General features: G+C 73.9%; 19 protein-coding genes. 10 read left to right on the top strand and 9 right to left on the bottom strand.

What is annotated here, in order from left to right; genetic code table 11:
- Window positions 1–59: 59 nt before the first annotated feature.
- Window positions 60–2,330, top strand: coding sequence for an alpha-xylosidase (gene yicI, locus ACFZP7_RS04945; RefSeq protein ID WP_385633946.1), 2,271 nt, complete (start codon window positions 60–62; stop codon window positions 2,328–2,330).
- A 10-nt stretch (window positions 2,331–2,340) separates the two neighbouring features.
- Here yicI and ACFZP7_RS04940 read toward each other — a convergent pair whose 3' ends face one another.
- The 3 genes from ACFZP7_RS04940 to ACFZP7_RS04930 form a co-directional block, all read right to left on the bottom strand.
- Entirely contained in the window at window positions 2,341–3,543 is a 1,203-nt protein-coding gene (locus ACFZP7_RS04940; protein ID WP_385633945.1) for a cysteine desulfurase-like protein, read from the bottom strand.
- Window positions 3,544–3,636: 93 nt separating this feature from the next.
- Window positions 3,637–4,701, bottom strand: a complete 1,065-nt coding sequence (locus ACFZP7_RS04935) for an ABC transporter permease (protein ID WP_385633944.1) — start codon at window positions 4,699–4,701, stop codon at window positions 3,637–3,639.
- A gap of 111 nt (window positions 4,702–4,812) precedes the next feature.
- Window positions 4,813–5,406, bottom strand: a complete 594-nt coding sequence (locus ACFZP7_RS04930; protein WP_019327101.1) for a Dps family protein — start codon at window positions 5,404–5,406, stop codon at window positions 4,813–4,815.
- Between the two features lie 207 nt (window positions 5,407–5,613).
- On the opposite strand from ACFZP7_RS04930, the gene ACFZP7_RS04925 reads away from it, so the two are divergent.
- The 4 genes from ACFZP7_RS04925 to ACFZP7_RS04910 all read left to right on the top strand — a co-directional run bounded on the left by ACFZP7_RS04925 (window position 5,614) and on the right by ACFZP7_RS04910 (window position 9,161).
- The gene (locus ACFZP7_RS04925; RefSeq protein WP_385633943.1) at window positions 5,614–6,729 is read left to right on the top strand and encodes a Gfo/Idh/MocA family protein; all 1,116 of its coding nucleotides are present in this window, start codon (window positions 5,614–5,616) and stop codon (window positions 6,727–6,729) included.
- Entirely contained in the window at window positions 6,726–7,655 is a 930-nt protein-coding gene (locus ACFZP7_RS04920; RefSeq protein WP_385633942.1) for a PmoA family protein, read from the top strand. The genes ACFZP7_RS04925 and ACFZP7_RS04920 overlap by 4 nt, the downstream gene beginning before the upstream one ends.
- Entirely contained in the window at window positions 7,649–8,410 is a 762-nt protein-coding gene (locus ACFZP7_RS04915) for a cupin (protein ID WP_385633941.1), read from the top strand. The genes ACFZP7_RS04920 and ACFZP7_RS04915 overlap by 7 nt, the downstream gene beginning before the upstream one ends.
- Before the next feature lie 298 nt (window positions 8,411–8,708).
- Window positions 8,709–9,161, top strand: coding sequence for a phospholipase (locus tag ACFZP7_RS04910; RefSeq protein WP_019327105.1), 453 nt, complete (start codon window positions 8,709–8,711; stop codon window positions 9,159–9,161).
- Window positions 9,162–9,169: 8 nt separating this feature from the next.
- On the opposite strand, the gene ACFZP7_RS04905 is transcribed toward ACFZP7_RS04910, so the two are convergent.
- Both ACFZP7_RS04905 and ACFZP7_RS04900 read right to left on the bottom strand, forming a co-directional pair.
- Window positions 9,170–9,853 (bottom strand): phosphatase PAP2 family protein, encoded by a 684-nt coding sequence (locus tag ACFZP7_RS04905; protein WP_385633940.1) that lies wholly within the window; start codon window positions 9,851–9,853, stop codon window positions 9,170–9,172.
- A gap of 372 nt (window positions 9,854–10,225) precedes the next feature.
- On the bottom strand, window positions 10,226–12,493 hold the full coding sequence (locus ACFZP7_RS04900) for a heavy metal translocating P-type ATPase (RefSeq protein WP_385633939.1): 2,268 nt from the start codon (window positions 12,491–12,493) through the stop codon (window positions 10,226–10,228).
- Between the two features lie 196 nt (window positions 12,494–12,689).
- On the opposite strand from ACFZP7_RS04900, the gene ACFZP7_RS04895 reads away from it, so the two are divergent.
- Entirely contained in the window at window positions 12,690–13,658 is a 969-nt protein-coding gene (locus ACFZP7_RS04895) for a hypothetical protein (protein ID WP_385633938.1), read from the top strand.
- A 133-nt stretch (window positions 13,659–13,791) separates the two neighbouring features.
- Here the strand turns inward: ACFZP7_RS04895 and ACFZP7_RS04890 are convergent, their stop codons facing one another.
- Complete coding sequence (locus ACFZP7_RS04890; RefSeq protein WP_216880781.1) at window positions 13,792–14,571, bottom strand: DeoR/GlpR family DNA-binding transcription regulator; 780 nt, start codon at window positions 14,569–14,571, stop codon at window positions 13,792–13,794.
- 133 nt (window positions 14,572–14,704) lie between these two features.
- On the opposite strand from ACFZP7_RS04890, the gene ACFZP7_RS04885 reads away from it, so the two are divergent.
- Both ACFZP7_RS04885 and ACFZP7_RS04880 read left to right on the top strand, forming a co-directional pair.
- A complete protein-coding gene (locus tag ACFZP7_RS04885; protein ID WP_125537517.1) occupies window positions 14,705–15,586 on the top strand; it encodes an SIS domain-containing protein in 882 nt (293 codons plus the stop codon).
- 31 nt (window positions 15,587–15,617) lie between these two features.
- Entirely contained in the window at window positions 15,618–16,478 is an 861-nt protein-coding gene (locus ACFZP7_RS04880; protein ID WP_385633937.1) for a ketose-bisphosphate aldolase, read from the top strand.
- Here the strand turns inward: ACFZP7_RS04880 and ACFZP7_RS04875 are convergent.
- Window positions 16,447–17,601 carry a methyltransferase gene (locus ACFZP7_RS04875; RefSeq protein WP_385638340.1) on the bottom strand — a complete coding sequence of 385 codons (1,155 nt, stop codon included), beginning with the start codon at window positions 17,599–17,601 and terminating at the stop codon, window positions 16,447–16,449. The genes ACFZP7_RS04880 and ACFZP7_RS04875 overlap by 32 nt on opposite strands.
- Window positions 17,602–17,677: 76 nt before the next feature.
- On the opposite strand from ACFZP7_RS04875, the gene ACFZP7_RS04870 reads away from it, so the two are divergent.
- Together ACFZP7_RS04870 and ACFZP7_RS04865 are read left to right on the top strand one after the other, a co-directional pair.
- Window positions 17,678–18,328, top strand: a complete 651-nt coding sequence (locus tag ACFZP7_RS04870) for an alpha-ketoglutarate-dependent dioxygenase AlkB (protein ID WP_031018634.1) — start codon at window positions 17,678–17,680, stop codon at window positions 18,326–18,328.
- A gap of 37 nt (window positions 18,329–18,365) precedes the next feature.
- Entirely contained in the window at window positions 18,366–19,604 is a 1,239-nt protein-coding gene (locus ACFZP7_RS04865; protein WP_385633936.1) for an ROK family protein, read from the top strand.
- Between the two features lie 8 nt (window positions 19,605–19,612).
- Here the strand turns inward: ACFZP7_RS04865 and ACFZP7_RS04860 are convergent, their stop codons facing one another.
- Window positions 19,613–20,011 (bottom strand): VOC family protein, encoded by a 399-nt coding sequence (locus ACFZP7_RS04860; RefSeq protein WP_164289759.1) that lies wholly within the window; start codon window positions 20,009–20,011, stop codon window positions 19,613–19,615.
- Between the two features lie 36 nt (window positions 20,012–20,047).
- On the bottom strand, window positions 20,048–20,431 hold the full coding sequence (locus tag ACFZP7_RS04855; protein ID WP_385633935.1) for a tautomerase family protein: 384 nt from the start codon (window positions 20,429–20,431) through the stop codon (window positions 20,048–20,050).
- Window positions 20,432–20,435: the final 4 nt, after the last annotated feature.

Genomic DNA, 20,435 nt, shown 5'->3' with positions numbered 1-20,435 from the left:
TGCTGCGGGACGGCCTCCGTGCTCCCATCCGACAGCTCCCGTCCCACCCGAGGAAGATCATGAAGTTCACCGACGGCTTCTGGCTCATCCGCGAGGGCGTGCAGATCTCGTACGCCACCGAAGTACGCGACGTGCGCCCCGAATCGAAGCGCTTCACCGCCCATGCCGCCGTGAAGAGGGTGACGCGCAGGGGCGACACGCTCAACGCGCCGCTCCTCACGGTCGAGTGCTTCTCTCCCATCGAGGGCGTCATCGGCGTCCGCGTCACCCACCACGCCGGCAAGCGCCGGCCCGGCCCCGACTACGCGCTCACGACCGAGGCCGACGGCGCCGGCACGGTGCGCGAGGACGGCTCCGTCACCGAGCTGACCAGCGGCCCGCTGACCCTGCGTCTGGACCGCGAGGGCCCCTGGGGCCTCACCTTCCACGACGCGGACGGACGCGAGCTGACCCGCGCGAACGCCAAGGGCACCGCGTTCGCCACCACCGGCGACGGCGCGCACCACATGCTGAGCCGGCTCTCCCTCGGCGTCGGCGAGCAGGTCTACGGACTCGGCGAACGCTTCACCCCGTTCATCAAGAACGGCCAGGTCGTCGACATGTGGCAGGCCGACGGCGGCACCAGCAGCGAGCAGGCCTACAAGAACATCCCGTTCTACCTCTCCTCACGGGGCTACGGCGTCTTCGTCAACCATCCCGGAGCCGTCTCCTTCGAGGTCGGCTCCGAGTCCGTCGGCCAGGTGCAGTTCAGCGTCGAGGACCAGACGCTGGAGTACTACGTCGTCGCCGGTCCCACCCCCAAGGACGTGCTCACCCGCTACACCGCCCTCACCGGCCGCCCCGCCCTGCCGCCCGCCTGGTCCTTCGGCCTCTGGCTCACCACCTCCTTCACCACGTCCTACGACGAGCACACGGTGACCTCGTTCGTCGACGGCATGGCCGAGCGCGGCATCCCGCTGACCGTGTTCCACTTCGACTGCTTCTGGATGCGCGAGTACCAGTGGTGCGACTTCCGGTGGGACCCGGACGTCTTCCCCGACCCGGACGGCATGCTGGCCCGGCTCAAGGCCAAGGGCCTGAGGATCAGCGTCTGGATCAACCCCTACATCGCCCAGAAGTCCCCGCTCTTCGAGGAGGCCGCCGCCCTCGGGCACCTGGTGCGCCGCGCGAACGGCGACGTCTGGCAGTGGGACCTGTGGCAGGCGGGCATGGGCCTGGTCGACTTCACCAGCCCCGCCGCCCGCGACTGGTTCGCCGGGAAGCTCAAGCCGCTGCTCGACCAGGGCGTGGACTGCTTCAAGACCGACTTCGGCGAGCGCATCCCCACCGACGTCGTCTGGCACGACGGCTCCGACCCGGAGCGGATGCACAACTACTACACCCACCTGTTCAACCGCACCGTCTTCGAACTCCTCGAGAAGGAACGGGGGCAGGGCGAGGCCGTCCTCTTCGCCCGCTCCGCGACCGCGGGCGGCCAGCAGTACCCCGTCCACTGGGGCGGCGACTGCTGGTCGTCCTTCGAGGCGATGGCCGAGTCGCTCCGGGGCGGCCTGTCCCTGTCCCTGAGCGGCTTCGGCTTCTGGAGCCACGACATCGGCGGCTTCGAGGGCACCCCCGACGAGGCGGTCTTCAAGCGCTGGCTGGCCTTCGGCCTGCTCTCCTCGCACAGCCGCCTGCACGGCTCCTCCTCCTACCGGGTGCCGTGGGAGTTCGGCGAGGAGGCGGTGGACGTCGCCCGGCGCTTCACCCTCCTCAAGCACCGCCTGATGCCCTACCTGTACGGCGTCGCCGCCGAGGCCCACCGCACCGGCGTGCCCATGATGCGGCCGATGGTCCTGGAGTACCCGCACGACCCGGGCTGCCGGACGCTGGACCGCCAGTACATGCTCGGCCCCGACCTGCTCGTCGCCCCGGTCTTCACCGAGGACGGCGAGGTCGAGGTCTACCTCCCCGAGGGCACCTGGACCCACCTCCTGACCGGCGACCGCGTCACCGGCCCCGCCTGGCGCACCGAACGGCACGGCTACGACAGCCTGCCGCTGTACGTCCGTGAGGGCGCCGTCCTGCCGCTGGCCGCCGACGACAGCCGCCCCGACGGCGACTGGCTGGACGCCCCGGCGCTGCTGGTCCACCCGCCCGCCGGGCCCGGCTACGAGGCGGAGGTCACCGTGCCCGACCTGCTGGGCACGCCGGCCGCGACCTTCCGGGTGCGGCGCGAGGGGGAGGTGCTGCGGGTCACCGCGTCCGGCACCGACCGCCCGTTCGCCGTACGGGTCGCGGGCGGCGCGAGCGCGGAGGGCACCGGCGAGGTGACCGTGCCGCTGGGGTGAGCCCGCCGGGTCAGGGGGTGAGGGTGCCCAGCGCGGTGAGGAGGCGGTCCACGTCGTTCGCGTCGGTGTACGGCGCGAGTCCCACCCGTACGGCGCCCTCGTCGCCCAGTCCCAGCCGGCGCGATGCCTCCAGGGCGTAGAAGGAGCCGGCGGGCGCGTCGACCCCGCGTTCGGCGAGCCGGCCGTACACCTCGGCGGGGCTGAGGCCCGCCACGGTGAAGAGCAGGGTCGGGGTGCGCCGGGCGGCCCGTGAGTACACGGTGATCCCGCCGAGGTCCGCGAGCCCCCGCTCGATCCGCTCGCGCAGCGCCTCCTCGTGCGCCTCCAGGGCCGCGAAGGAGGCGGCCAGCCGGTCCCGGCGGCTGCCGCGCGCCTGAGGCTCCAGCCCCGCGAGGAAGTCCACCGCGGCACGGGCCCCGGCCAGCAGCTCGTACGGCAGCGTGCCCAGCTCGAAGCGCTCGGGGACGGCGTCGCTGGAGGGCAGCAGCTTGTCGGGCCGCAGCGTCTCCAGGAACTCCGGCCGGGCCGCCAGCACCCCCAGGTGCGGGCCGAGGAACTTGTAGGGCGAGCACACCAGCGTGTCCGCGCCCAGCGCCGCCAGGTCCACCACGGCGTGCGAGGCGTAGTGCACCGCGTCGACGTGCAGCAGCGCGCCGACCCCGTGCGCCAGGCGGGCGACGGCCGCCACGTCGGGCACGGTGCCGATCAGGTTGGAGGCGGCGGTCACCGCGACCAGCCGGGTGCGCGGGGAGAGCACCGCCTCGATGTGCTCGGGGAGGAGTTCCCCGGTGGCCGGGTCGAAGTCGGCCCAGCGCACGGTCGCGCCGGCCGCCTCGGCCGCCTGCACCCAGGGCCGGATGTTGGAGTCGTGGTCGAGGCGGGTGACGACCACCTCGTCGCCGGGCTGCCAGGTCCGGGCGAGCGTGCGGGACAGGTCGTAGGCGAGCTGGGTGGCGCTGCGGCCGAAGACGACGCCCCGGGGGTCGACGCCCAGCAGATCGGCCAGGGCGCCGCGGGCGTCCGTGACGATGCCGTCCGCGTTGCGCTCGCCCTCGGTCGTCCGGCCCCGGTTGGCCAGCGGACGGGCCAGGGCCTCGGCGACGGCGTCGATGACGGGCTGCGGGGTCTGGGTGCCGCCCGGGGCGTCGAAGCGGGCGGAGCCGGACTTCAGGGCGGGGATCTGCGCGCGGATCGCGTCGACGTCCAGGGCCATGTGCTCACTCCAACCGAAGGCGGGCGTTCCCGCCTCATGATCGCAGCCGGGTGCCGATCGGAACAGACGCCCTCGAGGACGGCCGCGCACGGTTCAGGCGTCCGCGGCGTGGGCCGGCTGCTTCTCCCGGCCGCCGGGGTGCCGGTGCCGCCAGATCCAGAAGACCGCGCAGGACAGCAGTGCCCAGCCGCCCAGCACCAGGAACGGGAACAGGTGCTGGTGCCCCTGGAAGTACACCGCCGTGTGCTGCGCGTTGACCGAGGCGCCGGGCGGCAGCCACTGGCCGATGGCCCCCAGCGGGGACGGCAGCAGCGGCCAGGACACCGCGCCGCCGGACGAGGGGTTGCCCAGGAGCACCATCAGACCCCAGGTCGGCAGCATCGCCCAGCGTCCGAAGAGGGTGTTGAACATCGTGAAGACCATGCCCGACGCGAACAGGGTGAGCGCCAGGATCATCCAGGACTCGACGAACGGCAGGTCCAGCGCGTCCAGCAGCCAGTCCACCGTCGCGGCGATGGCGAACCCGCCGAGCAGCGCGTAGGCCGCCGTGAAGAGGATGCGCTCGAACGGGGTCAGGGAGCGGGCGTGCACGCTCAGTTGGATCGCACCGACGAAACCGATGATGACCGCGGCGAGCGAGATGTAGAAGATCGCGAGCCCGCGCGGGTCGCCCTCCTGGAGGGGATTGACGTCCCGGACGGTGACGTCGACGCCGGTCTCCTTCCCCACGGCCGGTGCCGTGTCGGCCAGCACCTCGGCGACCGAGGCGCCGGACGCGCTGGACAGGTCGAGCACGGCGGTGCGGCCCTCGTCGCGGATCTCGAAGATCCCGAAGACCTCCTGGTCCTGCATCGCCTCCCGGGCCTCGGCCGTGCTGTCGTAGGGGTGCACCTTCACGGAGGCGTTCAGCGCCTTCTCCAGGCCGTCCAGGAAGGCCCGGCCGCGCGCCTGTTCGTAGGAGCCGACCACCGCCGTGGGGATCGAGTGCGGGGTCGGGTCCGCCATCGAGTAGGTGTACGAACCCGCGAAGAGCCCCGCGGCCGCCGCGAGGATCAGCACCAGCACGGTGGCCGGCCAGAACGGCGACTGGCGGAAGGTGGACCATCGCCGCCCGCGCGTCGGGGGCTCGGCATGGGCACCGTGGGACGAGTGGGCCATGTGCCGGACGCTTTCACAGAAGGGGGGCGAGGGCATCACGGACGCCCTCGCCCGGGGGAGCACGGAGGGTGACGGCGGCCCGTCGCGGAGCCGTCGTCGGGTGACACGGGCTCAGGCGTGCACCAGCGGCGTGTCCACCAGGTGCTCCGCCACGAACCACGCCTGCAGTTCGTTGGTGCGCACGACGTCGGAGACGAGGATGTCGTTGGTGCCGTCGTCGCCCATCTCCTGGGTGCGGGCGGCCGCGTCGTGGCACTCGGTCAGGATCAGCTCGTGCGCCTCCAGCAGGCGCGACAGCATCGCCGGTACCTCCTCGACACCGTCCGGCGGGCGCGGCACGGTGGTGATCTCGGCGACGTGGCGGGGGTCGCCGATGGCGACGCCGCCGAGCGTCTGGACGCGCTCGGCGACCGTGTCGATCAGCTCCAGCTGTTCGCCGGCGTGCTTGTCGAGCAGCAGGTGCAGTTGGTAGAACGTCGCCCCGCGCATCAGCCAGTGGTACTTCTTGTACAGGTCGTGCAGGATGCGGGTGTCCGCCAGCACCTTGTTCAGCCGCTGGCAGGAGTAGAGCCGCGTGTCCATGGACAACGCCACGGGGAACTGCTTGACGGTTCCGAACTCCTGGATGACGCGCCCCTTCTGGTGCAGCCAGGGCTGGCTGCCGTCGGACCTGTGCTCCACGGACGACGACTTCGGCTTGCTCACGCCTTGTTCCTTCCGGAGGACTGAAGACTGCGCCGGCGCGGTGCGGCCGGCCCCCATCCCCCCGCCGACAGTCGACCAGCCGTCGGCCGCGCCCGCAAACGCTGGGGGGTTGTACGGCCGTTCTCCCTCCGCTTAGGGTCTGCCGGAGTGAAAGCGCTTTCTAACGGCGTGCGTGCCTCTCGCGCGCCGGCGTCCGAGGAGGACCGCATGCCCCCACGTCCCGCCCGCCGCCGCGTCGCCGTGGTCGGTACCGGCGCCATCGTCACCGGCGGCCACCTGCCCGCCCTGAGGGCCCACGCCGACCGGACGGAACTGGTCGCCGCCGTGGACGTGGACCCGGCCCGGCTCGACGCCTTCCGGGCCGAGGCGGGCGGGGACGTCGCCGGGTACGCGTCGGTGGGCGACATGCTGGACGCCGTACGGCCCGACCTCGTCGTCATCGGCACGCCGCCCTCCCTGCACCGGGAGCAGGCGGTGGCCGCGCTCAAGGCGGGCGCCTGGGTGCTGTGCGAGAAGCCGCTGTGCCTCTCGCTGGCCGAGTACGACGACATCGCGGCGGCCGAGGAGGCATCCGGGGCGTACGCGTCCGTCGTCTTCCAGCACCGCTACGGATCGGGCGCCGCGCACGCCCGCGACCTGATCACCAGCGGCGAGCTGGGCGCCCCGCTGGTCGCCCACTGCCAGACCACCTGGCACCGCGACGCCGCCTACTACGCCGTGCCCTGGCGCGGACGCTGGTCCACCGAGGGCGGCGGCCCGACCATGGGGCACGGCATCCACCAGTACGACCTCCTGCTGCACCTGCTGGGCCCCTGGGCGGAGGTGCGGGCCATGGCCTCGCGGCTGGTCCACGACACCGAGAGCGAGGACGTCTCCACCGCCCTGGTGCGGTTCGAGAACGGCGCCCTCGCCACCGTCGTCAACAGCGTGCTCTCCCCGGACGAGGTGAGCCGCGTCCGCGTCGACTGCGCCGACGCCACCGTCGAGCTGACCCACCTGTACGGGCACCGCAACACCGACTGGACCTACACCCCGGCCCGGCACGTCGACCCCGCGCGCGCCGCCGCCTGGCGCACCCCGGCGGCGGACGTGCCCAGCTCGCACACCGCACAGCTCGGCGCCGTGCTGGACGCCTGGGACGCGGGCGAGCGCCCGCCCGGCAGCGGCCGGGACGCCCGCGCCACGCTGGAGTTCGCCGCCGCGCTCTACAAGGCGGCGTTCACCGGGCGGCCGGTCCGCGCGGGCGAGATCGCGCCCGGCGACCCCTTCCACGCCGCCATGCACGGCGGCCACCCCGACTGGGCCCCGAAGGAGCGCGCATGAGCACCCTCCGCGTCACCCACACCCACGGCGACCACGTCACCGTCACCGCCGCGTGCGGCACCGAGATCCTCCGTTACGTCTACCGGCCCGACCGCGACGCCTTCGAGTCCCGCAAGCCCTACGCCCACCCGGTGCGCACCCTCGCCGGACGCACGGTGACCGGCTACCGGCCCCACGACCACCGCTGGCACAAGGGCCTGCAGATGACGGCCAGCCACCTGTCCGGTCAGAACTTCTGGGGCGGCAACTCCTACGTCCACGGCGAGGGTTACCGGCCGCTGCCCGAACGCATCGGCTCGATGCGGCACGACGGCTTCCCCGAGCTGGCGGCCGAGGACGACCGGCTCACGCTGACCGAGCACCTCACCTGGATCGAGAACGGCGGCGCCGAGTGGGCCCGCGAGGAACGCGGCCTGACCCTCCACTCGGTCGACGAGGAGGCCGGCGCCTGGGCCCTGGACTGGTCGATCCGCCTCACCAACACCCGGGGCGAACCGCTGGTGTTCGGCTCCCCGACCACCGCGGGCCGGGAGATGGCCGGCTACACCGGCCTCCAGTGGCGCGGCGCCCGCGACTTCACCGGCGGCACCGTCTTCGCGCCCGGCACCGAGGCGGACGCCGCCGCGCTGATGGGCACCCAGGGCCCCTGGCTCGCCTTCACCACCGAGCACGACGAGGTCGACGCGCACTCCACGCTCGTCTTCGCGCACGCGCCCGAGAACCTCGACGAGAAGCGGGCGATCCACCCCTCGCACTGGTTCGTGCGCGCCGAACCCATCCCCAGCGTCGCGTTCTCCTGGGCGTTCTTCGAGGAGTTCGAGCTGCCGCCGGGCGAGTCCTTCGCCTACCGCTACCGCGTCGTGGTCGCCGACGGCGCCTGGGACCGCGACCGGGTCGGCGCCCACCTGGACGGTCTGGCGTGGTGAACGGCCCCGGCCCCCGGTTCGACCGTCCCCTGCCCGGCGCCGTCGGCCTGTCCCACCTGTGCCCGTACGACTGGGAGGCGGCCGACGGCGTCCGCGGTGGCAGCCCGCACCTGCATCTGGTGTGCACGGAGGCGTACGTGGTCACCGGCGGACGCGGCTCGGTGCAGACGCTGAGCCCCGACGGCTACCGGGACGTCCCGCTGGAGCCGGGCTCCCTCGCCTGGTTCACGCCCGGGACCGTGCACCGCATGGTGCAGGGCGGCGGACTGCGCGTCACCGTGCTGATGGAGAACAGCGGCCTGCCCGAGGCCGGCGACGCCGTCTTCACCTTTCCGCCCGAGGTGCTGGCCGACCCGGAGGCGTACGCCGAGGCCGCCGCGCTGCCGCCGGGCGGTGGCCCGAAGACGCGGGCGGCGGCCCGACGTCGCAGGGACCTCGCCGTCGAGGGGCACCTCGGCCTGCGCGAGGCCCTGGTCGCCGGGGACGCCGGCCCGCTCCGCCGGTTCCAGCGGACCGCCGCACGCCTGGTGCGCCACCGGGTGCCCGGCTGGCGGGAGTTGTGGCGAGCCGGCGCGTCGGCCGCCGCCGCCCGCACAGGGCAGCGGCTCGACGCCCTCGCCGACGAGGACCCCGCGTACCTCGCCGACGCCACCGCGTACGAGGCGGCGCCCACCGCGCACGGCGGCCACGGGATGTGCGGGCACCGGGACGAGTACGCGCTGCCGGGGACGACGCTGCCGTACCGGGGCGAGTGACCGGGGCGAGTGACCGGGGCGAGTGACCAGGGCGAGTGACCGGGCCGTGACACGGGGCCCGCGCCGGTCCCGACCGGCTCGCGTCGGCTCATGCGGCCGTCGACGTGCCTCGTGGTCACGGGAGTTGAGGTCGGAGGGCCCCGCGCGCGGACCGTCGTTCACGTCCAAATCCCTTGGCGGACCGAAGAGTTAAGAAGACATTGGCGCGACGGAAGTGTGAAGTGGGTGTGAGGATGCGCATCATCTTGGCATGAACCTGTGGCCCGAGGGGCGGGTCACAGCCTCATGGAGGTGTGGGATGCACCGCAGACTCGCCACCGGACTCGCCGCCACGGCCCTGTCCGTCACCACCGTGTTCGCCACCGCCGCGACCGCCGAAGCCGCTCCCGCCGACAAGCCGCAGGTGCTCTCCAGTTGGACGCAGACCAGCGCGTCGAGCTACAACGCCTGGGCCGCGGCGCGGGCCAACCAGTCCGCCTGGTCCGCCTACGGGTTCGACTGGACCACCGACTACTGCTCCTCCTCGCCGGACAACCCCTTCGGCTTCCCCTTCAGCAACTCCTGTGCGCGGCACGACTTCGGGTACCGCAACTACAAGGCCGCGGGCACCTTCTCCGCCAACAAGGCGCGCCTCGACAGCGCCTTCTACGAAGACCTCAAGCGAGTCTGCGGCCGGTACAGCGGCGCCACGAAGACCGCCTGCAACAGCACGGCGTGGACGTACTACCAGGCAGTGCGGGCCTTCGGCTGACGCGACCGTCACCCGTGCGGGGCGGCGGGCGCCCGCGGCGGCGCGTAGACCGACCGCACGCCCGGCACGGGGGAGGCCGCCGCTGCCGCAAGCGCGGCGGCCGCCCCGGCGATGCCCAGCACGGCGCCCGCCGCCACGTCACCGGGGTAGTGCACACCGGTGTGGACCCGGGAGTAGCCGACGGCGCCGGCCAGCGCGCCGAGCGGGACCGCCGCGACGGGCAGGACCACGCCGACCGCCGTGGCGAACGCCACCGCGCAGGCCGTGTGACCGGACGGGAAGGACGCGGAGGCGGGCATGGGCACGTACCGGTCCACCGTCACCCGCGCGCCCTCCCGGTCCGGGCGCGCCCTGCGCACCAGACGCTTGCCCAGCAGATTGGCGGCGGCCGACGTCACGGCGACCGCGCCCAGCCCCACGACGGCGGCGCGCCGGGGCCGGGAACCGGCCGACGCGAGCGCGGCGGCGATGCCGAGGGAGAGCTTCGAATGGTCGGCCGCGTGGGACAGCCGGCGCAGCGCGCGGTCGAGCGTGGGGGTGGGCGTCGCGGCCACCGCCGCGTACAGCGCGCCGTCCACGGCACGCAGATCACCGAGCACGGCGGAGAGGCCGCCGTCGCGGGAACGCCCGCGCGCGGCGCCCGGGGCGAGCGGGCCGCCGGTCTCCCCGGCGGCGTCGGTCGGATCGGTCATGGGCTCCTGCTCCGCGGGCGAGGGGAACGGCCGGCGTTCCCGGGCACCTGATCGGTCGGCGTACCAGCCTGTTCCGTCCCGGCGCGTGCGGCGCGTCCACGACGGCCGTACGGGTGACGCCGCGAGCGCCGGGCTCGGGGCTCCGTGTCCCCTTCGCCTGGCCGTCGTGGCGTCCTCCGCCGGTCGCCGGTCGCCGGTCGCCGGTCGCCGGTCGCCGGTCGCCGGGCGTCGGTCGTCGGTTGCCGGTCCCCGGGCGGCGCGCCTCGGTCGTCGGTCGTCGGGCGGTCGGCAACGCGTCGCGGGTGCGGGCGTACGCGGGCCGTCGGCCGGCCCCGGAGTGGGATCGGCCGACGGCTCGGGAGTGGCGGGTGATCAGCTCGCGGCCTTGAAGCCCCGCAGCCGCAGCGAGTTGCCGACGACGAAGACCGAGGAGAAGGCCATGGCCGCTCCGGCGATCATCGGGTTGAGGAGTCCGGCCGCGGCGAGCGGCAGAGCGGCGACGTTGTAGGCGAAGGCCCAGAAGAGGTTGGACCTGATGGTGCCGAGCGTCCTGCGGGCGAGGCGGATGGCGTCGGCGGCGGCGCGCAGGTCGCCGCGGACGAGGGTGAGGTCGCCGGCCTCGATGGCGGCGTCGGTGCCGGTGCCCATGGCGAGCCCCAGGTCGGCCTGGGCGAGCGCGGCGGCGTCGTTGACCCCGTCCCCGACCATCGCCACCGAACGGCCCTCGTCCTGGAGGCGCCTGACGACATCGACCTTGTCCTCCGGCATGACCTCGGCGACGACGTGCTCGGGAGCGATCCCGACCTCCGCCGCCACCGCCTCGGCGACGGCCCTGTTGTCGCCGGTGAGGAGGATCGGGGTCAGGCCCAGCGCGCGCAGCCGGGTGATGGCCTCGGCGCTGGTGTCCTTGACCGCGTCGGCGACCTCCAGGACCGCCCTGGCCGCACCGTCCCAGGCGACCGCGATGGCGGTGCGGCCGGACGCCTCGGCCTCGGCCTTGGCGCGGGCCAGGCCGGCGGGCAGTTCCATGGCCCACTCGGCGAGCAGCTTCTCGCGGCCGACCAGCACGGCGTGGCCGTCGACGATGCCCTGGACGCCCAGGCCGGGGATGTTGGCGAAGTCCTCGGGCGCGGGCAGCGCGCCCAGCTTCTCCAGCGCCCCGTCGGCGACGGCGCGGGCGATCGGGTGCTCGGAGGCGTGCTCCAACGCGCCCGCCAGCCGCAGGACCTCGGACTCCTCGGTGCCGTCGGCGGTGTGCACGGCGAGCAGCGTCATACGGCCGGTCGTCACGGTGCCGGTCTTGTCGAGCACGATGGTGTCGACCTTGCGGGTGGACTCCAGCACCTCGGGGCCCTTGATGAGGATGCCGAGCTGGGCACCGCGCCCGGTGCCGACCATCAGCGCGGTCGGCGTGGCCAGGCCCAGGGCGCAGGGGCAGGCGATGATCAGGACCGCGACGGCGGCGGTGAACGCGGCGGTCAGCCCCGAGCCGTTGCCGATCCAGAAGCCGAGGGTGGCCAGCGCGAGGGCGATGACGACGGGCACGAAGACACCGGAGACCCGGTCGGCGAGCCGCTGGGCGGCGGCCTTGCCGTTCTGCGCGTCCTCCACCAGCTTCGCCATCCGCGCGAGCTGGGTGTCGGCGCCGACCCGCGTGGCCTCGACCACCAGCCGGCCCCCCGCGTTCACGGTCGCGCCGGTGACCGCCTCGCCCACGCCGACCTCCACCGGCACCGACTCACCGGTGAGCATCGAGGCGTCGACGGCCGAGGTGCCCTCGACGACCGTGCCGTCGGTCGCGATCTTCTCACCGGGACGGACCAGGAAGCGGTCGCCGACCTTCAGCTCACCGACCGGGATCTGCTCCTCGCGGCCGTCGCGGAGGACCGTGACGTCCTTGGCGCCCAGCTCCAGCAGGGCCTTGAGCGCGGCGCCCGCCTTGCGCTTGGAACGGGCCTCGAAGTAGCGGCCGGCCAGGATGAAGGCGGTGACCCCGGCGGCGGCCTCCAGATAGATGTTCCCGGCACCGTCGCTGCGGGCGATGGTCAGCTCGAAGGGGTGCGTCATGCCCGGCGTGCCCGCGGTGCCGAAGAACAGCGCCCACAGCGACCACAGGAACGCCGCCGAGGTGCCCACCGAGATCAGCGTGTCCATGGTGGCCGCGCCGTGCCGGGCGTTGGTGAAGGCGGCCTTGTGGAAGGGCCAGGCCGCGTACGTCACCACCGGCGCCGCCAGCGTCAGCGACAGCCACTGCCAGTACTCGAACTGCAGCGCCGGCACCATCGCCATCGCGATGACCGGGACGGCCAGCACCACCGCGGTGACCAGCCGCTCCCTGAGCGGCCGCAGCTCGTCGGCGGCCTCCGCGGGCTCCGCGCCGGGCCCGGACCCGGCACGCGCCGGCTCGGGCTCGGGCTCGCGCGCCGTGTACCCGGTCGCCTCGACGGTGGCGATCAGCTCGGGGACGGACACGTCGCCGGTGTAGCTGACCTTGGCCTTCTCCGTCGCGTAGTTGACGGTGGCGGTGACCCCGTCCATCCGGTTGAGCTTCTTCTCGATCCGGGCGGCACACGAGGCGCAGGTCATGCCGCCGATGGCGAGTTCCACCTCGGCCGGTGCTCTGGTCGTGCTCGTGGTCATGGCTGCTGCTCCTGACGCCGGTGCCTGATGTGGATACCCAGCGGGGGTACCTCCTGTCGACCACATGTATACCCCCCGGGGGTAGGCAACGCAAGCCTTCGCTTCACTTGACTGGTTACCCCCTGGGGGTATGGTGAAGTGCATGAAGCGGTCTCCCGGGAGTCGGGGACCCTTGGATTCGAGGAGACGACCCGCCATGCGCACCGGACTGAGGATCACCGCGTTCACCGCCGCACTGGCCGCCACCTTCGGCACCGCGTACGGCGTCGGCAGGACGGTCGAGCCGGTCGTCGCCGAGAGTGCGCCCGCACCGCACGACACCCACGACCGCACCCCCTCCGCCTCCGAGGCGGGCGGCGATCACGGAGGGCACGAGGCCGAAGCCGCCGGCGGGCTGCAGATCTCCGAGAGGGGCTACACCCTCGACCTCGCCACTCCGCGTGTCACAGCCGGCCAGAAGGCGGAACTGCGCTTCACCGTCCGGGACGCCGACGGTGACGCCGTCACCGCCTACCAGCGCGAGCACGACAAGGAAATGCACCTCATCGTGGCCTCACGCGACCTGGTCACCTACCGCCACCTGCACCCCACCCGCGCCGCCGACGGCACTTGGAGCACCCCCGTCGACCTGCCCAGCGCCGGCGGCTACCGGGTCTTCGCCGACTTCACCCCGGCGGGGAAGGACGCGCGCAACCTCACCCTCGGCGCCGACCTCGCGGCCTCCGGCCGCTACGAACCCGCCGGCCTCCCGGCCCCCGACCGCACGGCCACGACCGACGGCTACCAAGTCGCCCTGTCCGGCTCGCTGCGCCCCGGCGAGCCGGGCGAGCTGACGCTGAGGGTCTCCCGCGACGGCAAGCCCGTCACCGACCTCCAGCCCTACCTCGGCGCCTACGGCCACCTGGTCGCCCTGCGCTCCGGCGACCTCGCCTACCTCCACGTCCACCCCAACGGGGAGCCCGGCGACGGCACCACCGAGCCCGGACCCGCGATCTCCTTCACGGCCACCGCGCCCAGCACCGGCACCTACCGTCTCTTCCTCGACTTCAAGCACGAGGGCGAGGTCCGCACCGCGGCGTTCACCGTGAGGGCGGGAGCGGCGCCCGACCCTCAGGCTCCGGCCCCGACCACCACGACCGAGCACTCCGACGGCCACGGTCACTGAGCCGACGGCCGAGCGGCGCTCGGTCACCCACCGGCGAGACCCCGTTTCCGGCCCACCGGCGAAACCCGGTCTCGGCCCACCGGCGAACCTCCCGGCTCACCGATGCGACCCCGCGACCCCGCCCGGCCCTGACTCAGGCCAGCACGACCCGGACCCCGGCGTCCTCGAACCGCCGCACCAGGTCCGGGTCGGCCGCCCCGTCCGTGACCAGCGTGTCCACCGACTCGGCCGAGCAGATCCGGGCGAACGCCCGACGGCCGAGCTTGCTGGAGTCGGCGGCGACGACCACGCGCTCGGCGCGCTCGCACAGCAGCCGGTTGATCGCGGCCTCGGCCTCGTCGTGTGCCGCGGCCCCGTGGGTCACGTCGAAGGCGACGACGCCCAGCACCGCCACGTCGACCGTCACCTGGCCCAGCACCCCGTCCGCGAGCGGACCGATCAGCTCGTACGACTGGGCCCGCGCCACCCCGCCCGTCACCACGATCTTGAACTGCGGCCGGACGGCCAGCTCGTTGGCGATGTTCAGCGCGTTGGTGACCACGGTCAGCGCCGGCGTCCCCGAGGCCAGGTCCGTACGCACGGCCAGGGCGCGCGCCACCTCGGTGGTGGTCGTGCCCCCGGTCAGCCCCACCGCCTCGCCCGGCGCCACCAGGGCGGCGACCGCCTGGGCGACGCGCTGCTTCTCCGAGGCGTTGCGGGCCGTCTTGTAGCGCAGCGGCAACTCGTAGGACACCCCGTGCACGACCGCGCCGCCGCGGGTGCGCACCAGCATCTGCTGCTCCGCCAGTCGGTCGAAGTCGCGGCGGATCGTCGCGGCCGAGACCTCCAGCTCGGCCGCCGCCTCCTCGACGTCCAGCCGGCCGCGCTCGACGAGCAGCTCCAGCAGCGCCTTCCAGCGGGCGTCGCGCGACATCCGCGCCTCCGTTCCTCGATCTTCCGCCGACCCTAGCGCACCGTCCTCTTCCTCAGATTGCTTGATTGTGCTCGAAAGATAGCTATATCTTGCAGGAACAATCAGATGACTCCGTGACCGGGGAGTGTGCGGCATGACGTACGTCGAGGACGAGCTCACCAGCCAGCCCGAGTGCTGGACCCGCGCCGCGGCCGAGGCGGCCCGGCACACGCCCGCACTGCCGGCGGCGGGGGAGCGGGTGGCGATCGTCGGCTGCGGTACCTCGTACTTCATGGCCCAGTCGGCCGCGGCGCTGCGCGAGGAGGCCGGCCAGGGCGAGACCGACGCGTTCGCCGCCTCCGAGTTCCCGCGGGGCCGCGCGTACGACCGGGTCGTCGCCCTCACCCGTTCGGGCACCACCACCGAAGTGCTGGAGCTGCTCGCCGGACTGAAGGGCCGGACCAGGACGGTCGCCCTCACCGCCGACCCGCGGACACCGGTCATGTCCGCCGCCGACGACGTGGTGGTACTCGACTTCGCCGACGAACGCTCCGTCGTGCAGACCCGGTTCGCGACCACCGCCCTGACCCTGCTCCGCGCCCACCTGGGCCTGCACACCGACGCCGTCGTCGCCGACGCCCGCGCCGCACTCGCGGCCGAACTGCCCGAAGGGCTCGTCGGGAGCACGCAGTTCACCTTCCTCGGCCGGGGCTGGACCGTCGGACTGGCCAACGAGGCCGGCCTCAAGATGCGCGAGGCATCCCTGTCCTGGACCGAGGCATACCCGGCGATGGAGTACCGACACGGCCCCATCAGCATCAGCACCGCCGGAACGGCCACCTGGATGTTCGGCGAGGCCCCCGACGGACTGGCCGACCAGGTGCGGGAGACCGGCGCGAGGTGGGTGCCCGGTGACCTCGACCCGCTCGCCGAACTGGTCCGCGCCCAGCGGCTCGCCGTCGCCGTCGCCGCCGCCCGCGGCCTCGACCCCGACCGGCCCCGCCACCTCACCCGCTCGGTGATCCTCGCCCCCTGACGCCCGCCCTCCGACGCCCGGGAGCCCTACCGTGCCCCTCGCCAGCACCGGCGACCTGGTGGCCCGAGCCGCAGCCGCGCGCTCCGCCGTCGCCGCCTTCAACGTCATCACCCTGGAGCACGTCGAGGCCGTCGTGGCGGGCGCCGAGTCCGTGCGCACGCCCGTCGTCCTCCAGGTCAGCGAGAACGCCGTGAAGTACCGCTACGGGCGCGTGCTGCCCCTGGCCCGCGCGGCCGTCGCCGCCGCCGAGGCCGCGACCGTGCCCGTCGCCCTCCACCTCGACCACGTCCAGAGCGACGGCCTGCTGCGCCAGGCCCCGGACGCCGGGTTCAGCTCCGTGATGTACGACGCCTCCCGGCTGCCGTACGCGGAGAACCTCGCGGCGACCCGGGCCGCCGCCGACTGGGCGCACTCCCGGGGCCTGTGGATCGAGGCCGAACTGGGCGAGGTGGGCGGCAAGCACGGCGCTCCGCCGCTCGACGCCCACGCCCTGGGCGCCCGCACCGACCCCGCCGAGGCGCGGGCCTTCGTCGCCGATTCCGGCGTGGACGCCCTTGCCGTCGCCGTCGGCAGCTCCCACGCCATGACCACCCGCACCGCCACCCTCGACCACGAGCTGCTCAAACGGCTGGCCGGCACGCTGGACGTCCCGCTCGTGCTGCACGGTTCGTCCGGAGTGCCGGACGGCGAACTGACCGCCGCGGTGGCGGGCGGCATCGCCAAGGTCAACGTCGGCACCGCGCTCAACCTGGCCATGACCGGGGCGATCAGGGAGTACCTGGGCGCCCGGCCCGAGGCGGCCGACTCCCGCGGCTATCTCGCCGCGGGCCGCGAGGCGATGGTGCGGACAGTGGCGGCGATCACCGAGGTGGTCGCCGGGACTGCTTCCTGACGGCCTTCAGCACCACGAACTTCCGGTCACCGGCGATCAGTTCGCTGTTGCCGAACAACCGCCGCAGCCCGACGTGGTAGCCCAGGTGCCGGTTCCCGACCACCCACAGCTCACCCCCGGGGCGCAGCACCCGCCGCGCCCCGGCGAACATCCGCCGGGCGGTGGCGTCGGTGGTCGCCTGGTGGGAGTGGAAGGGCGGGTTGTTCACCACCAGGTCGACACTGCCGTCCGGGATCCCCTCCAGCCCGTCGGCCACCCGGAATTCCGCCCGCCCGGCCGCGCCGCTCGCCCCGTACGTGGCCTCGGCGGAGGCCACGGCCTGGAAGGACTCGTCGGTGAACAGCACCTCGGCGTCCGGGTCGGCCAGCGCCACCGCCGTACCGACCACGCCGTTGCCGCAGCCCAGGTCGACCACGCGGCGGAAGCGGCGGGTGTCCGGCAGGTGCCCGAGGAGGAACCGGGTGCCGATGTCGAGCCGGTCGGCGCAGAAGACACCGGCGTGGTTGACGACGGTCCGGCCGGAGACCGGGCCGACGTCCTCGGGGAGCCGGTAGCGCAGGGGCCAGGGGTTGGCGGGCCGCTTCAGCGAGAGGTCCGGGGTCGAGAAGATCAGCCGGGCCTTCTTCACGGCCAGCGAGGTACGGGTCGGCCCGACGATCCGCTCGAACAGCCGCAGCGTCGAGGTGTGGATCTCCTTCACCATCCCGGTGCCGACCACCACCGTGCCCTCGTGCAGCGCCGGGGCCAGCCGCAGCAGCTGGTCCTCCAGGAGCGCCAGGCTCTTCGGCACCCGCACCAGCAGCACGTCCACCCGGTCCGGCGGCGGGTCCTGCGTGGTGAGCAGCCGCACCGCGCCCGTCTCGACGCCCGCCCGCTCCAGATTGGCGCGGGTCGCCTCCCGGGTGAGGTGGGAGTCGGTGATCTGCACCGGCCGGTGCGCGGCCAGCGCCGTGACCAGGGCGCCCCAGCGGTCGCCGACGACCACCACCGTGCCGGACAGCGGAACCTCCTGCTCCGCGAGGTGCCCGAGCAGGTACTCGTCGGAGGCGTCCCAGGCGCGGAGCCGGTCGCGGGGGTCCTCGGGGAAACGGGTGAGCACCAGCTCGCCCCACGGGGTCGTCATGCGGTCGCTGCGGTCGTTCATCGTGCGTCCAGGCTAGCCGAGCCGCAGCTCAGCCCGGGTCGGGCAGGATGGGGGCATGGAGGCCGAGCTGTTCCCCAGGGCACGCGCCCGGATCGCGCCCGGTGCCGTGCACGTACCCGACTGGCTGGAGCCCGCACGGCAGCGCGAGCTGCTGGCGGACTGCCGCGCGTGGGCCCGCCCGCCGGCCGGACTGCGCACGGTCCGCACCCCCGGCGGCGGCACCATGACCGCACGGCAGGTCTGCCTCGGGTGGCACTGGTACCCGTACGCGTACGCGCGCACCGTCGTCGACGGCGACGGCGCCCCCGTGAAACCCTTCCCCGACCGGCTCGGCGAGCTGGCCCGCCGGGCGGTCGCCGACGCCCTGGGCGCCGACGCGGTGGCGGACACGCCGTACGACGTCGCGCTGATCAACTTCTACGACGCCGACGCCCGCATGGGCATGCACCGCGACGCCGACGAGCGGTCCGAGGCGCCCGTGGTCTCCCTGAGCCTCGGCGACACCTGCGTCTTCCGCTTCGGCAACCCCGAGACCCGGACCCGCCCCTGGACCGACGTGGACCTGCGCAGCGGCGACCTCTTCGTCTTCGGCGGGCCGTCGCGGCACGCGTACCACGGGGTGCCGCGCGTGCACCCGGGCACCGCACCGCCCGAGTTGGGGCTCACCGGACGGCTGAACATCACGCTTCGGGTCAGCGGGCTCTGAGGCCACGGCGGCTCGGGATCATGGGAGACTCGCCCTCATGAGCGGCAAGGCGGACCCCCGGGCGGCGGGGGAAGGGACCACCTCGAGGACGCGGCTGGACCGGGGGCGCGGCGCGCTCGGACCCGCGTTGGAGCTGGTGCACACCGGACGCGCCCCCACCCGTGCCGTCCTCACCGCGGAACTGGGCGTGACCCGGGCCACGGCCGGCGCGGTCGCCGCCGAACTGGAGGCGCTCGGCCTGATCAGGGTCGACGCCCGGCCCGGAGCGGCCGCCGGCTCCCAGGGTCGGCCCTCCCACCGCCTCGCGGTCGCCGAGGACGGGCCCGTCGCCCTCGCCGCCCAGATCCACGCCGACGGGTTCCGCGCCGCCCTGGTCGGCCTCGGCGGCCGTATCGTCGCCACCGCGCCCGGCTGCGAGGTCGTGGACGCCGACCCGGCGAAGGTCCTCGGCTCCGTCGTCAAGGCGGGAGCGGAACTGCTGCGCGAGACCGGGCGGCGTTGCGTCGGCGCCGGGCTCGCCGTCCCGTCCGCGGTGGCGGAGCCGGAGGGCCTGGCCCTCAACCCGCTCCACCTCGCCTGGCCGGCGGGCGCCCCCGTGCGCCGGATCTTCGCCGAGCAGGTGCGCGCCGCCGGCATCGACGGGCCCGCCTTCGCCGCCAACGACGTCAACCTCGCCGCGCTCGCCGAACACCGGCACGGCGCCGGGCGCGGCGCCCGCGACCTGCTGTGCGTGGCCACCGGCCACCGGGGCGTCGGCGGCGCCCTCGTCCTCGACGGGCGCCTGCACAGCGGCAGTTCCGGTCTCGCGCTGGAGGTCGGCCATCTCACCGTCAACCCCGACGGAGGACCCTGCCACTGCGGCAGCCGGGGCTGCCTGGACGTGGAGACCGACCCGCTGGCCTTCCTCACCGCCGCCGGCCGCACGCCGGGACCGGAGGTCTCCCTGCTCCAGCAGTCCTACGACCTGATCCGCGACCACTACGCCGACCCGGCCGTCCGCACCGCCACCGAGACCCTGATCGACCGCCTGGGACTGGGGCTGGCCGGACTGGTGAACATCCTCAACCCGGACCGCATCGTCCTCGGCGGACTCCACCGCGCGCTCCTCGACGCCGACCCGGAGCGGCTGCGCGCGGTCGTCGCGGACCGCAGCCTGTGGGGCCAGAGCGGCGGCGTGCCGATCCTGCCCTCCGGCCTGGACCACAACAGCCTGGTCGGCGCGGCCGAACTGGCCTGGCAGCCGGTCCTGGACGACCCGCTGAGCGCACCGGTCTGAGGGCGCCCTCAGACCGTGGGCCGGTCACCGCCGCTCGGCGCGTGGCCGAGGTCGACGACGCAGAAGATGTTGCCGTCCGGGTCGGCGAGGACGACGAAGTCGGGGTCGGGCGGATACAGGTCCCAGTCCACGGCCCGTGCGCCGAGACCGATCAGCCGCCTGACCTCCGCCTGCTGCTCCTCGGCCGAGTCCACGAAGAGGTCCAGGTGGACCCGGGGACGCGGCTCCGCCGGCGACTCGCTGTACAGCAGCCCGAGCGCCCGGCCGGAGCCGTCCGCGTGGTACAGCGTCCGCCAGGTCTCGCTCTCCCACTCCTCGGTGGCGACCAGGTTCAGCGCCGCCGACCAGAACTCCACCGCACGGGGCACGTCCGTGACGCCGACGACGGGGATGCCGAGTCTCACCATGCCGCCGAGCCTAGGCCGTCGTCCCGCGCGGCGCGATCACCTCGCGTACTGGGCGATTCCGTGACCCAGCGACCAGTCGGGGGAGTCGTTCTCCGTCAGGGTGACGAAGACGTTGCGGGGCTCTGTGTCGGCGTACGCCTCGGCCAACTCGGCGATCCGCCGGTACAGCGCCCGCTTCCGCTCGGCCGGCCGCCCCGAGCGCAGCGTGATCGCGACGAACACGATGCCCTCGTCCCGATGGACACCGAGGTAGTCGTCCCAGCGCAGGGTGGTGCGGGCTCCGTCGTGGCCGGTCAGGACCTGGAACCGGTCGTTCGTCGGGATGCCGAGCGTCTCGACCAGGGCGTCGTGCACGGCGCGGCCGAGGGCGTCGAGGCGGTCGGCGTCCGTTCCGAAGGCGTCGATGCGCACGAAGGGCATGGTG

This window comes from Streptomyces sp. SudanB5_2050 (assembly GCF_964272335.1).
Classification (GTDB): domain Bacteria; phylum Actinomycetota; class Actinomycetes; order Streptomycetales; family Streptomycetaceae; genus Streptomyces; species Streptomyces rochei.
This window is presented reverse-complemented; position numbering and strand designations above follow the sequence as displayed.